The organism is Pedobacter sp. B4419 (assembly GCF_059693725.1).
On the sequence record NZ_JCASSL010000002.1, the window covers coordinates 2,121,845 to 2,133,827 of the forward strand.

An 11,983-nucleotide genomic window follows, 5' to 3' on the forward strand; every position below is an offset into this window, starting at 1 on the left:
GGCTTTTACTAACAGATTTTATGAACAATAAAAAAACAATTATGAAAAAGTTACAAGTCGAAGGCTTTCATGAGCTTACAAACGCAGAAAGCCAGCAAATCATGGGTGGAAGAGAAGTTAGATCGAGTATAGTAGGCAGCGATGGCCGAAACTATTTGGTTATCAAAACCTACAACAGTGCAGGCCACTTAACGAGCATGTCTGTTTATGTGAATCCTTTTGCCTACTAGGTTAATCAGGAAACAATAGTTCCGGTACCTGCGCGTAGGTACCGGTTTTTTATCCCCATAGCGCCTGTTGCTGCTCTTAGAGCAAATCGGCGCGTTCACCCAAAGTAGTTGAGTCCTATAGAACTAGGCTTAAATGAATGTTATGCATAAAATATATCCTGTCGGTAGCATGGAATGCCTGGCCCGAGCTCATCATCTGACCATTTCCTTTCGAAGCCAGGCGATATATGTCCTCATTATTGCCATGGTTGTTGCAGCTATAGTAGCTACGCCCTTTATTGAAATAGACGTCAGTGTTAAAAGTTATGGCATTTTACAGGGAAACATTGATAGGCTTCCCGTACAAAGTCCCATTAGCGGACGGATCGTTTCCTACAATCTGGTGGAAAATAAAACTGTTGCTAATGGAGAAATAATCGTCACTATTGAAAATGATGGAATCAGAGCAAGAGAAACTTTTGAGGTCAATAGGCAGGCAGACCTCCGGATCTGGATTAACGACTTGAATGAGCTGTTAGCCGGCAAAGAAGCAAGAAGTGCCCAATATGCTGCGGCAAATAGCCATTACAAGGTACGCCTAGCAGAAGCCAGTAGCCAATTGCAGAAAGCCACCTCAGACAAAAACCGTTATACTACCCTTTTTAAGGGAAAAGTAATTGCGGCCAGCGAGTACGAGCAATTTGAATTAGCCTATAACACGGCCCTTTCTAAGCTAGATCTTATTCGAAAAGAGCAGGCTGCCAAATGGCAGGCTGAAGCCGCGGCTTTTCGTAACGAACTGCAGGAGCTGACTAACAAACACAAGCAAACGCAAGAAGAAAATAAAAACTATACGCTCACAGCCCCTGTAAAAGGCGCATTGGTAAACGTAGTGCCTTTGCAGCCTGGAAGTTTGGTATTCGGTAACCAGAAACTGGCGGATTTGGTGCCGGAAACAGCCCTTGTTGCTTGTATCAATGTAGCTCCAAAAGATATAGGTCTGGTAAAAATTGGACAGTCTGTAAAAATGAAAGTCGATGCCTTTAATTACAATGATTGGGGTACGCTTACTGGTAAAGTCATCAGTATAGCACCCGATATAACGCTCACAGAGTCTGGAAAAAACAATCATTTCAAGGTTAAATGTGCACTAGGGCAAAAAGAACTCCGCCTCAAAAACGGATACCGCGGCAAATTGGGCAATGGCATGACCTTGATGGCCAGCATGATCATTACCAAAAGAAGCCTTTACCAGCTTCTATACGACCGTACAGACAATTGGCTGAACCCTGGAGGAAATTTATAGGAACATGCCAATCAAAATAAAACAACACGATATTACAGATTGTGGAGTAGCCTGTCTAGCCTCCGTTGCGGCGCACTATAAACTGCACCTACCCCTGGCCCGTATCAGGCAACAGGCAAGTACCAACTCAAAAGGTACCAATATAACCGGTATGCTAGAGGCAGCTACCCTATTGGGATTTGACGCAAGAGCGGTAAAAGGCACCATGGAACACCTTTCCAACGCACCATTTCCGGCAGTAGCCCATGTAACCTTAAAAGAGGCTTTGCAACATTTTGTTGTCATTTATAAAGTAACAACTCGATTTGTGAAGGTAATGGATCCCGGAGATGGCAAAATGCATAAATACAGCCATGCCGAGTTTGAAAAAAGCTGGTCTGGCGTATTGGTGCTATTGTTGCCCTCGGCAAGCTTTGAAAAAGGAAACAGGATCACCTCCCGTAGCGCCAGATTCTGGGAGCTGCTGCGACCCAATAGGTGGATCATTTTACAGGTTTTTATAGGAGCAGTAATTTATACGCTCATGGGGCTCTCGAGCGCCATCTATATGCAAAAGATTACAGATAATGTGCTGGCAGATGGCAACATGAACCTGATGAATCTCCTCAGCATCGGAATGATCGTTATCCTATTGCTTCAGATCGTATTGGGGGTTTTAAGAAATATATTTACCCTGCGCACTGGCCAGCAGATAGACATGAAGCTCATACTCGGGTACTACAAGCACCTGTTGCGCCTTCCCCAACAGTTTTTTGACAGCATGCGGACCGGCGAGGTGATCTCCAGGATAAATGACGCAGTTAAAATCCGTGATTTTATCAATGATGTAGTCGTCAGCCTGCTTGTCAATACCATGATCGTTGTATTTTCCTTTGCACTCATGTTCTCCTACTATTGGAAGCTCGCCTTGATCATGCTCACTGTAATACCCTTATACGGACTGATTTATTTGGTTACCAACAAAATCAATGCAAGACAACAACGAAAACTGATGGAAGAATCGGCAACGTTAGAATCGCACTTGGTAGAATCGCTGAATGCGGCGGGCACCATCAAGCGGTTTGGATTGGAATATCATGCCAATATTAAAACAGAGCAACATTTTGTCGATCTGTTGGGAACCGTATATAAATCTAGCTTGAACGGTATTTTCTCGTCCACTTCCGTAGATTTCATCTCCAGGTTATTTTCCATTTTTCTGCTATGGGCGGGTACAGCTTATGTAATGGGCAATCAGCTCAGTCCAGGCGAACTGTTGTCGTTCTATGCCTTGGCAGCCTATTTTATGGGGCCAGTTGCTTCGCTGATTGGCAGTAACAAAGCCTGGCAGGAAGCACGGATCGCCTCAGACAGACTTTTCGAAATCATGGACCTTGAGCCTGAACAAGACGGCCAGAAAATGTTGCTCGAGCGCCAGATGACAGGCGATATCCGCTTCGAAAATGTAAGCTTCAGGTATGGGGCACAGTCCTTGTTGTTTGAGGGGCTTCATTTACATATTGCAAAAGGAAAGGTAACGGCAATAGTAGGGGAAAGCGGTTCTGGAAAATCGACATTGGCAGGGCTATTGCAATGCCTTTACCCCATCCAAGAGGGAACCATCTATATCGGCGACTATGATATCCGCTACCTCGAACATTATTCACTGCGCCAGCTTGTGGGGGTAGTTCCACAGAAAATAGACCTCTTTGCCGGTAATTTGATTGATAATATTGCCGTTGGCGATCCCGAACCAGATCTCAAAAAGATCATAGACTGTTGCCGTCAGTTGGGAATTCTTCCTTTTATCGAAAGCCTGCCAGCTGGTTTCCATACTTCGCTGGGTGAAAACGGAGCCGTACTGAGTGGTGGGCAAAAACAAAGAATCGCCATTGCCAGAGCGCTTTACCGCGATCCAGAAGTACTGATACTGGATGAAGCTACTTCTTCCCTTGACAATAAAGCGGAAAGCTATGTGCAACAAACCATTCAGTATATGCAAAAGGCTGGCAAAACAATCATCATTATTGCTCATCGGCTCACTACTATTATGGACGCAGACCAAATATTGGTACTTGATAACGGAAAATTGGCCGAAAATGGTAGCCACTTAGAGCTCATTGGCAAAAAAGGCAAATACCATGAGCTATGGAACAGCATTGCGCCTGTAACCGAATAACGAAGGCTTGTCGCGGTTAAAGCAAACAACTTGATGTGCAAAGCCTTGAGTTCGTAATAGCCTTGCAAACTCTACGGCTAATCCATATATTTAATGCATCTAAATTAGCGATTATGTTTTCGGTATATAAATTCAGCAGTGCCTGTTTTTTGCTCTTGTTTGCCAGTGTGGGATTATATGCCCAGCACACCGAGCAATTTGAAATAGCTCCAGCAACAAATAAAATAGACAATAGCCTGTACAACAACATTAAATTTCTTGATGCCCGATTGGATACCTCAAATTTAGGGATTATACAGACCGGGGCTTTTAACCGAAAAGCCAAGGTGATTCCTACGGTTCCGTTGTCTAAGCAGTTTACCGGCCTGATGAATTCGTTAACCGACCAAACCGCACAACAAGGAGAGCTTCTTTTGCAATTAAGACAGTGCAGCTTTGCTGAAACAACAGGTGCCATGAGCGAAAAAGGATACTTTTATTTTCGGGCCATGCTCTATGCAAAAGCGGGAGAGCAGTACCAGAAAATAGGCATGCTGGATACCGTGGTTCTGATGAAATCGTCTATTGACGTAACCCGTGGACTGCTAAAAAACGGAAGCAGTATTATGAGCGGTTTTCTTGGCCAACATTTGTTGAGCAAACCAGCAGGCCCAGACCTTTATACTTACCAAGACATTCTTCGTATAGACAGCATAGAAAAGAGCAAAATAAAGGCCTATAATGCCGAAGTGCTGACCGATGGCTTGTATAGCAACTATGGAGCCTTTATGGATCAAAAGCCAACCGGAAAAGTACAGGTTGAAGGTAATGTCGTTTTCAAGGGCAGGGTAAAGGAACTTGGAGAAGATGGCAAATTGCGAAAGCTCGAGACCGATTCTATTTATTCGATCGTGCACAAAGGACGGGCCTATGTAGTGACCAAACACGGCTATTATCCGGTAGAAAAGAAAAACAACGATTTCTTGTTTACGGGCAAAGCGCAGGTAACCGCCAGTGCGGGATCTGTAATTACAGCCAGCGTATTTTTTGGCATCATCGGGGGATTGATCGCTTCGAACGAGAACGCTATGTTCGAAATGAAGATAGACCACCTCAATGGTGGCTTTATCAGGCTAAGGGAAGTGAAAGACGCAGTGGTCGACTAATTGCCTTTGCTATACAGCCTCTTCCAGTTCCTGTAGTTTTTCTTTAACCAATGCCGAGTGTTCAGTTCCCCATTTATCAATCTGTGTTAAAATAGGGAGGATGCTTTTGCCAAGCGCGGTAAGCTGGTATTCGGTTTTCTTTGGGTATACAGCTGTTGCACATTTGTCAACCACGCCAAAAAGCAGCAGTTCTGCCAGTTGCGTTTCGATTACTCTTAAGGTAGCGCCCGGCGTATTCCTATAGATGGCTGCTGGACGGGTAATGCCCCTGTTAATGGCATCGAGAATGCACATTTTCCATTTGCCACCAAATACTTTAAAGCCCACGCGCAGGCCACAATCTAAATCTTCCTCTATTTTTTTACTGTACATGTTTGCCGCTTTTGATGCATAAAGTTAATCAATTCGGCAACTAGGTTAAGGCTGTTGGATACCGATTCTTTTATCGGTTATTGTTTGCGTGCTTGGCCTGCCCCAATTTTGTAAGGAAAAAAACAAGCACATGGAAACGACAAAAATGAAAACCAGCATAAAAAAAGAAACCGGTTTCAGGCTCGGTGTTAAAGATATTATCCCTTTGCTGCTATGGGCACTTGTGGTATTTCTCACCTGGCTGTTTATGCAAGGGGCAGACCATTTTTTGGAGTTCACGCCAGAGGCATTGGGCAAGTATTTTAAGTTCAGGTGGGTATTGATCGCCCATATTACTGCCGGGGGAGGCTCGCTGATTTTGGGTGCCTTGCAATTCTGGCCCAATTTGCGGAATTACAGCTGGAAACTGCACCGGATAATTGGAGTGCTTTACCTGTTGGCCGTTTTGCTAAGCAGCAGCTGCGCGGTAATACTGGCCGCCACTACAGCCTACAAGATAAATTGGGCCTATGCCTTCTCACTACAGGAATGGGTAAGTGTTTGGATCAGTGCTACTGCGATAGCCTATTATTTTGCGATTGTGAGAAAAATCAAGCTTCATCAAGAATGGATGGTCAGAAGCTATATCGTAACCTTGGCATTTGTTATTTCGGGTCTTGCGCTAAAACTGCCAATAGTAAAGCAATTAGGCAGTTTCGAAGAAATTTCTCCCTCCCTGTTTTGGATGGGTTGGGCAGTGCCCTTGTACATCTACGAGATCATAAAAAGCAATAAGGGAAAAGCATCATAAATACACAGGTTGAAACCAATTACGGGCAAGTTTCTTATATTGAGCTTTTGTTGCAAACCCCAAACCCATACCATGGAAAACAGACCTCAGCTCATCAAAAAGACGGCAACTCGAAACGGGATTTTATTTTTCTTGGCCCTGTTCTTATTTGCCTGCGAAAGCGATGAAGAAAAAATAGCCAAAGTAACTAAGGAATGCGAAGCCAAAACCAGCATTGATGCTTTGAACGTTAGCTTTTTTGGCTACTTTCCCAAAGATGCCGATTCGGTAAACATCAGCATCAAAAGAAAAGATAAATTCATCTACAATGCAAAAGATAAAATCCCCGACCTTATTTCAGACTCATTGAGGCATGTGCGCTATTATTTGCTGAGGCACGACATCTTCCTTACAGATACAGTATTCTTTAAAATCAAAAACGAGCCAGTTAAAAAAGTTTTTGGATTTAAGTATTTGGTCAGGCCACATTTTACCATGATGAACAGGCAATGGGGTTGCGATTTTTATGAATTGCAGGTGGATGGGAAAACAAATGAAGGTGCCATGGTTAGTTTTACCAAAGACAATTGGAAGATTATAGAACGGAAGGATTTTAAAAGCTATTACCAAAAAAAGAAATAAAGCCCATGAAAAGATAGGGTATACAGCAACAGAAAAAGCACCAATCTATTTTGATAGTGCTTTTTAGGATAGGTAGCAGGTTGTTTAATCCTTATTTTGCTGTTCTTCCTTTTGCCATTTCTTTCTTCTTTCAAGTTCGGCATCACTTGGGCCAACTGCCTTAAAAGAACCCAGTTTTACCTCGCCGTTAGGCTGGTAAGTAGCCACTATAATTCCGTTTTTCGAAATGGCTGATTCGCTCAGTTTCCATTCTTGGGCAGGTACACTTTCGCCAAACAATTTTTTTCCCTTGCCCAAGGTTATCGGGTAGATCCAGGTATGCAAAACATCTACCAAGTGGTTGGCAAACAAAGTCTGCACCAATATGCTGCTCCCGTGTACCAATAGATCTGGTCCATCTTGTGCCTTTAGGGTTTTCAGTTCTTCTACCACGTTTTTATTAATCAAGATGGAGTTTTTCCAAGAAGTGTCAATAGGCGTGGTCGCCACCACATATTTGTTAATGTGGTTAAACTTTTCGGCAATCTCATCGTTCTGGTACGGCCAATGTGCTGCAAATATTTCGTAGGTACGGCGACCCAGCAACAGATCGAAAGGGGTCGACATGATCTTTTCCAGTGCATTGTTCGTCAGTTCATCGGGATACCCAAATTGCCAACCTCCCCATTTGAATCCGTTTGTTGGGTCTTCTTGAGGGCCACCCGGTGCCTGCAATATGCCGTCCATTGTTAGAAATGTGGTTACAATAATCTTTCTCATGGTCTTGTATTTAAGTTTATCCAAAGCTAAATGCCTTTGGCAAGCATTAAGGGGTGGTTGCGCGACAATAACAAGGTAACTTGCGACAAGCGTTCCCTAATTGATAAACATTACAAAAGGCCAATAGGTTTCGTTTACGATTAATGCAGGCAGTTAAGCCAATATATTTAAGAATTAAGTAATTTAGGCTGCTTTTTCTGGCTTGCCAGAAGAACAAAGGATGAAGTGCGGTGCATTAGCCTATAAAGTATATATGAACTGGAAACAACTACTATCGGCCAAGCGCTGGGGAAATGAAGCAAGCTACCTTGAAGATCAGATTGATGCACGTTCTGAATTTCAGAGAGATTATGATCGGATCATTTTCTCTTCTTCTTTCAGGAGGCTGCAAAACAAAACGCAGGTATTCCCTTTGCCGGGCAGCATATTTGTGCACAATAGGCTTACCCATAGCCTTGAGGTGGCGAGTGTTGGAAGATCGATGGGCAGGATTTTTTACAACAAACTGAAAAGCCAAGACCCTACGATAGACACTACATTGCCTATGCTGGGCGAAATCGGAAATATCGTAGCAGCGGCTTGTTTGGCGCACGATTTGGGCAACCCGGCATTCGGTCATTCGGGCGAATCGGCCATTTCGGCTTATTTTACAGATGGTGAAGGCGCGAAATACCACGATTTGGTGAGCAAGGAACAATGGAATGACCTGACGAATTTCGAAGGCAACGCCAATGCCCTGCGCATCCTTACGCATCCCTATGCCGGCAAAGGCTACGGAAGTTATGCCTTAACCTACAGTACAATTGCGGCCATAGCCAAATATCCTTGCGAATCGTCGGCCGGAGGCATCAAGACTGAGCTGCACCGAAAAAAATATGGCTTTTTCCAGTCTGAAAAAGATGATTTTAAAAAAATAGCCAATGAGTTGGGGATGGTGCATGTGTTGGAAACCCCATTGATTTATAAACGCCACCCTTTGGTATATTTGGTAGAGGCAGCCGATGATATCTGTTATAACATTATCGATTTGGAGGACGCTCATCGCCTGAAGATTTTATCTTACCAAGAAGTAGAAGACCTCTTGCTGCCATTGGCCAACGACGAAAAAATGGCAAAGCGACTTGCTGAAATAGAAGACCACGATGCCAAGGTTGCCTTTTTAAGGGCCAAAGCCATCAATACGCTAATATGGCAATGCTCAGCCGTGTTTTATCGGGAGCAGGAGTCGATTTTGGCCGGTACATTTAACCATTCGCTGGTCGATCAAATTGATGAACCGTTTCTTGGCATCATGAAAAACATTGAGAGCCTTTCGATAAAACGGATCTATAATTATGGTTCGGTAGTGCAGATCGAAGTAGCGGGCTACAAGGTAATGGCCGGATTGCTGGAAGAGTTTGTACCAGCCTACCTCAACAACAACTCAAAATACTACAAGAAACTGGTAGAACTGATCCCAAAACAGTTTTTAACAAAAGAAACCGATGCCTATTCGAAAATACAGACCGTGCTCGATTTTGTTTCGGGCATGACTGATATCTATGCGGTTGAACTGTTTAGAAAAATCAAGGGGATTTCGTTTCCTTCGATCAGCTAAAGAAATATGGATAATAAAAACCCGCCAGCAATTTAATTGTTGGCGGGTTTGTTTTTTGGTATAGGTTTAATCTATAGGCTCCCACAATTCAACTTTATTGCCTTCGGCATCGAGAATGTGTACGAACTTGCCATAATCGTAAGTCTCAACTTTGTCTACAATGGTTACGCCTTCTTTTTTGAGCTCTTCTACAAGGGCTTCCAAATTTTCTACCCTGTAATTGATCATGAAATCCTTTGTAGATGGTTCAAAGTATTTGGTGTTTTCGGCAAAGGGCGACCATTGCGTTTGCGCTTTTTTGGTGCTATCGGCGCCTTCGTACCACTCAAAGGTTGCTCCATAAGGGTTGGTGTCTAAGCCAAGGTGCTTTTGGTACCACTCGGTCATTTTTTTTGGATCTTTGCATTTGAAGAAAATGCCGCCTATGCCTGTTACTTTTTTCATTTTTGCTTGATTTTGTTTTGAAACTATTGTCTTGAATGCGAAACCTGAAAGAAAGGATGCCGTAATCACTAAAACGATGAATAATGTCCTTTTCATTTTGCTAGCGTGTTTGGGGCTGATGCACTTGTTGCATCAACAGTTAAATATACAGCGCTCGCCAAACAAATAAAATATTTTTGCAAGGCAATTTGAGATTAATTTCAATTGCCAAGCCCATTTTTAATGCTCAGCAATATCTCATAAAAGCCCAGCATAAGCTAAAAACCGGTATTTTAAATTTATCTTTAAGCGCTTATTTTGATCAGCTGAATGTTCGATATTTTTAAAAGCTATTTAACCGCCCAAATTACGCTTACAGAGGAGGAAACCGCACTGATCAAAAGCGTATGCATCCTTAAAAGCCTGCGCAAACATCAATACCTGTTGCAGGAAGGCGATGTGTGGAAATACAATGCTTTTATCTGCAAGGGCTTGGTCAAAACATTTTCGATAGATGATAAAGGCCATGAGCACATCATGAACTTTTCGCCCGAAAACCATTGGGCCGGCGATAGGGAGAGTTTGGCCACAGGAAATCCATCCCAGTTCAACATCACGGCCTTAGAAAATTCAGAGGTTCTCCTCATTAAAAAAGATGATTTCGATCATATCTGTGAGCAAATACCCCAACTGCAACAATTGGTAAACAGGATTTTGCACAAGAGCTTTATCGCTTCGCAAAAGCGGATCCATGCCAATATCAGCATGACAATAGAAGAGAAATACGAAAGCTTTCTCCGCCGCTATCCTTTGCTGGCCAACCGTGTTCCGCAACATATGATTGCCGCCTATCTGGGTGTCTCACCCGAAACCCTGAGCCGCATCAGAAGCCAGGCCGCCAAGAAGTAAATCCATTGATAATTGTCAATGCTTTTTTCGTTTAAATGTCAATGGTGGCAGGCTCCTGCTGTCCGTAATTTTGGTTCATTATTTAAAGATAAAGAAATGAGCAAAATAGTTTTCATAACAGGAACAAGTACTGGCTTTGGTAAATTAATGACCATTACCCTAGCCAAAGCGGGTCATACCGTAATTGCAGGCATGCGTGGCACTGCCGGTAAAAACGAAGCGGTAGCCAAAGAACTTTCGGCATTGCCAAACGTAGAAGTAGCAGAAATTGACATCACCAACGATGCATCGGTAAATCAGGCATTTGAAACGGCATTGGCCAAACACGGCAAAATAGATGTATTGGTTAACAATGCAGGCGTGGCGGGTTTTGGTTTGGTAGAAGCTTATGGCATAGACCAGATCAAACAACTTTTTGAAGTTAATTTTTATGGCGTGATCCGCACCTATCAAGCGGTGTTGCCAAGTATGCGCAAGGCGAAATCGGGACTGATCATTAACTTGACTTCGGGTGCCAGTGGGCACGCTCTGCCGTTTATGGGTCCATATTTAGCCTCTAAATTTAGCGTAGAAGCCATTACCGAAGCCATTCAGGATGAATTGGCGCAGTTTAATATCGAAAACGTAACCATCCAGCCTGGGGTATATCCAACAGAAATGAATACAGGAAGCAAAGCAGGTTTGCCAGCAGATAAACCAGAAGTGGCCAAGGCTTATGATCCTGTGGCTACCGAAATGTTCAATGCCATTGGAGCCGGTTTGTTTGGTAAAATGGCCGAATTTAAGATGGATCCGCAGGTGATTGCAGATGGCGTGTTGAACCTGATCAACATGGAAAACGGCACTCGTCCATTGCGTTACCCCTTGGATGCGATTGCACAGGGAACGGATATCGAATTTATCAACGCCCGAGCCGAGCTCAAAGCAAAATGGGTAGCTAAATATACCAGTTAATCCTCTGAAAGCGCTGGTGCCATAATGGTATCGGCGCTTTTTTATCTACAACAGAATCAAAATGGACATTATAAAAGCATTGGAATGGCGTTATGCCACCAAAAGAATGACTGGTGAACGCGTACCGCAAGAAAAAATAGCAGCTATCATCAAAGCTGCCCATTTGGCACCTTCGGGCATTGGCCTACAACCGTATGAAATTTTTGTGATTGATAATCAGGAGCTCAAAGAGCAGTTGTTGCCAATCGCAATGAACCAGCCACAGGTAGTCGAATCGTCGCATTTATTGGTGTTTGCTGCTTGGGACAACTATTCGCATGATAGAATTGATAAGGTTTTTGATCATTTAAATTTGGTTCGAAATACAAGTAGCGCGATAGTTGAGCGGCAACGAAATTTTGCAAAGCAGTTTTTTGGAAAAATGACCCAAGAAGAAAATTTTCATCATGCTGCCAAACAAGCTAACATTGCCTTGGGCCTTGCTTTGGCAACTGCGGCTTTGCACCAAGTTGACGCAACACCCATGGAAGGATTTGATCCTGAAGCTTTAGATAGGTTTTTAGGCTTGGCCGAAAAGGGATTGCGTAGTTCGATGTTGCTTGCCCTAGGCTACAGGGATGAAGCAGTTGATTGGAACTTTAAACTACAGAAAGTAAGAAAACCTCTAGCTGAATTTATAACAGCCTTGCCCTAATTGGCAAATGATGATTTGAAAACGATGTATTTGCTCTCTCAATGAC

General features: G+C 43.3%; 13 protein-coding genes. 10 read left to right on the plus strand and 3 right to left on the minus strand.

Annotation, left to right across the window (positions count from 1 at the left end; all coding sequences use genetic code 11):
- Window positions 1-41 precede the first annotated feature (41 nt).
- The 4 genes from AC570H_RS20700 (at window position 42) to AC570H_RS20715 (ending at window position 4,818) form a co-directional block, all read left to right on the plus strand.
- Window positions 42-230 carry a hypothetical protein gene (locus AC570H_RS20700; protein ID WP_497358484.1) on the plus strand — a complete coding sequence of 63 codons (189 nt, stop codon included), beginning with the start codon at window positions 42-44 and terminating at the stop codon, window positions 228-230.
- Between the two features lie 142 nt (window positions 231-372).
- Window positions 373-1,515: an HlyD family secretion protein gene (locus AC570H_RS20705; protein ID WP_497358486.1), complete on the plus strand. Its 1,143-nt coding sequence runs from the start codon at window positions 373-375 to the stop codon at window positions 1,513-1,515.
- 4 nt (window positions 1,516-1,519) lie between these two features.
- Window positions 1,520-3,673 (plus strand): peptidase domain-containing ABC transporter, encoded by a 2,154-nt coding sequence (locus AC570H_RS20710; RefSeq protein ID WP_497358488.1) that lies wholly within the window; start codon window positions 1,520-1,522, stop codon window positions 3,671-3,673.
- A 113-nt stretch (window positions 3,674-3,786) separates the two neighbouring features.
- Entirely contained in the window at window positions 3,787-4,818 is a 1,032-nt protein-coding gene (locus AC570H_RS20715; RefSeq protein ID WP_497358490.1) for a hypothetical protein, read from the plus strand.
- Window positions 4,819-4,827: 9 nt separating this feature from the next.
- Here the strand turns inward: AC570H_RS20715 and AC570H_RS20720 are convergent, their stop codons facing one another.
- A complete protein-coding gene (locus AC570H_RS20720; RefSeq protein ID WP_497358492.1) occupies window positions 4,828-5,190 on the minus strand; it encodes a winged helix-turn-helix transcriptional regulator in 363 nt (120 codons plus the stop codon).
- Between the two features lie 130 nt (window positions 5,191-5,320).
- On the opposite strand from AC570H_RS20720, the gene AC570H_RS20725 reads away from it, so the two are divergent.
- On the plus strand, window positions 5,321-5,980 hold the full coding sequence (locus AC570H_RS20725; RefSeq protein ID WP_497358494.1) for a DUF2306 domain-containing protein: 660 nt from the start codon (window positions 5,321-5,323) through the stop codon (window positions 5,978-5,980).
- Window positions 5,981-6,052: 72 nt separating this feature from the next.
- Window positions 6,053-6,601 (plus strand): hypothetical protein, encoded by a 549-nt coding sequence (locus AC570H_RS20730; RefSeq protein WP_497358496.1) that lies wholly within the window; start codon window positions 6,053-6,055, stop codon window positions 6,599-6,601.
- Window positions 6,602-6,685: 84 nt separating this feature from the next.
- Here the strand turns inward: AC570H_RS20730 and AC570H_RS20735 are convergent, their stop codons facing one another.
- Window positions 6,686-7,360, minus strand: a complete 675-nt coding sequence (locus AC570H_RS20735; protein WP_497358498.1) for a dihydrofolate reductase family protein — start codon at window positions 7,358-7,360, stop codon at window positions 6,686-6,688.
- A 253-nt stretch (window positions 7,361-7,613) separates the two neighbouring features.
- On the opposite strand from AC570H_RS20735, the gene AC570H_RS20740 reads away from it, so the two are divergent.
- Window positions 7,614-8,957 (plus strand): deoxyguanosinetriphosphate triphosphohydrolase, encoded by a 1,344-nt coding sequence (locus AC570H_RS20740; RefSeq protein WP_497358500.1) that lies wholly within the window; start codon window positions 7,614-7,616, stop codon window positions 8,955-8,957.
- A gap of 66 nt (window positions 8,958-9,023) precedes the next feature.
- Here AC570H_RS20740 and AC570H_RS20745 read toward each other — a convergent pair whose 3' ends face one another.
- A complete protein-coding gene (locus AC570H_RS20745) occupies window positions 9,024-9,401 on the minus strand; it encodes a VOC family protein (protein WP_497358502.1) in 378 nt (125 codons plus the stop codon).
- A gap of 309 nt (window positions 9,402-9,710) precedes the next feature.
- Here AC570H_RS20745 and AC570H_RS20750 point away from each other — a divergent pair, with 309 nt between their 5' ends.
- The 3 genes from AC570H_RS20750 (at window position 9,711) to AC570H_RS20760 (ending at window position 11,937) form a co-directional block, all read left to right on the plus strand.
- Window positions 9,711-10,289, plus strand: a complete 579-nt coding sequence (locus AC570H_RS20750; RefSeq protein ID WP_497358504.1) for a Crp/Fnr family transcriptional regulator — start codon at window positions 9,711-9,713, stop codon at window positions 10,287-10,289.
- 96 nt (window positions 10,290-10,385) lie between these two features.
- Complete coding sequence (locus AC570H_RS20755) at window positions 10,386-11,243, plus strand: SDR family oxidoreductase (RefSeq protein ID WP_497358506.1); 858 nt, start codon at window positions 10,386-10,388, stop codon at window positions 11,241-11,243.
- A 61-nt stretch (window positions 11,244-11,304) separates the two neighbouring features.
- The gene (locus tag AC570H_RS20760; protein WP_497358508.1) at window positions 11,305-11,937 is read left to right on the plus strand and encodes a nitroreductase family protein; all 633 of its coding nucleotides are present in this window, start codon (window positions 11,305-11,307) and stop codon (window positions 11,935-11,937) included.
- Window positions 11,938-11,983: the final 46 nt, after the last annotated feature.

Coding starts and splice junctions, on each gene's coding strand:
- AC570H_RS20705 (WP_497358486.1), top strand. CDS start 373: ATGCATAAAATATATCCTGTCGGTAGCATGGAATGCCTGGCCCGAGCT.
- AC570H_RS20725 (WP_497358494.1), top strand. CDS start 5,321: ATGGAAACGACAAAAATGAAAACCAGCATAAAAAAAGAAACCGGTTTC.
- AC570H_RS20760 (WP_497358508.1), top strand. CDS start 11,305: ATGGACATTATAAAAGCATTGGAATGGCGTTATGCCACCAAAAGAATG.
- AC570H_RS20710 (WP_497358488.1), top strand. CDS start 1,520: ATGCCAATCAAAATAAAACAACACGATATTACAGATTGTGGAGTAGCC.
- AC570H_RS20715 (WP_497358490.1), top strand. CDS start 3,787: ATGTTTTCGGTATATAAATTCAGCAGTGCCTGTTTTTTGCTCTTGTTT.
- AC570H_RS20755 (WP_497358506.1), top strand. CDS start 10,386: ATGAGCAAAATAGTTTTCATAACAGGAACAAGTACTGGCTTTGGTAAA.
- AC570H_RS20730 (WP_497358496.1), top strand. CDS start 6,053: ATGGAAAACAGACCTCAGCTCATCAAAAAGACGGCAACTCGAAACGGG.
- AC570H_RS20750 (WP_497358504.1), top strand. CDS start 9,711: ATGTTCGATATTTTTAAAAGCTATTTAACCGCCCAAATTACGCTTACA.
- AC570H_RS20735 (WP_497358498.1), bottom strand. CDS start 7,360: ATGAGAAAGATTATTGTAACCACATTTCTAACAATGGACGGCATATTG.
- AC570H_RS20740 (WP_497358500.1), top strand. CDS start 7,614: ATGAACTGGAAACAACTACTATCGGCCAAGCGCTGGGGAAATGAAGCA.
- AC570H_RS20700 (WP_497358484.1), top strand. CDS start 42: ATGAAAAAGTTACAAGTCGAAGGCTTTCATGAGCTTACAAACGCAGAA.
- AC570H_RS20745 (WP_497358502.1), bottom strand. CDS start 9,401: ATGAAAAAAGTAACAGGCATAGGCGGCATTTTCTTCAAATGCAAAGAT.
- AC570H_RS20720 (WP_497358492.1), bottom strand. CDS start 5,190: ATGTACAGTAAAAAAATAGAGGAAGATTTAGATTGTGGCCTGCGCGTG.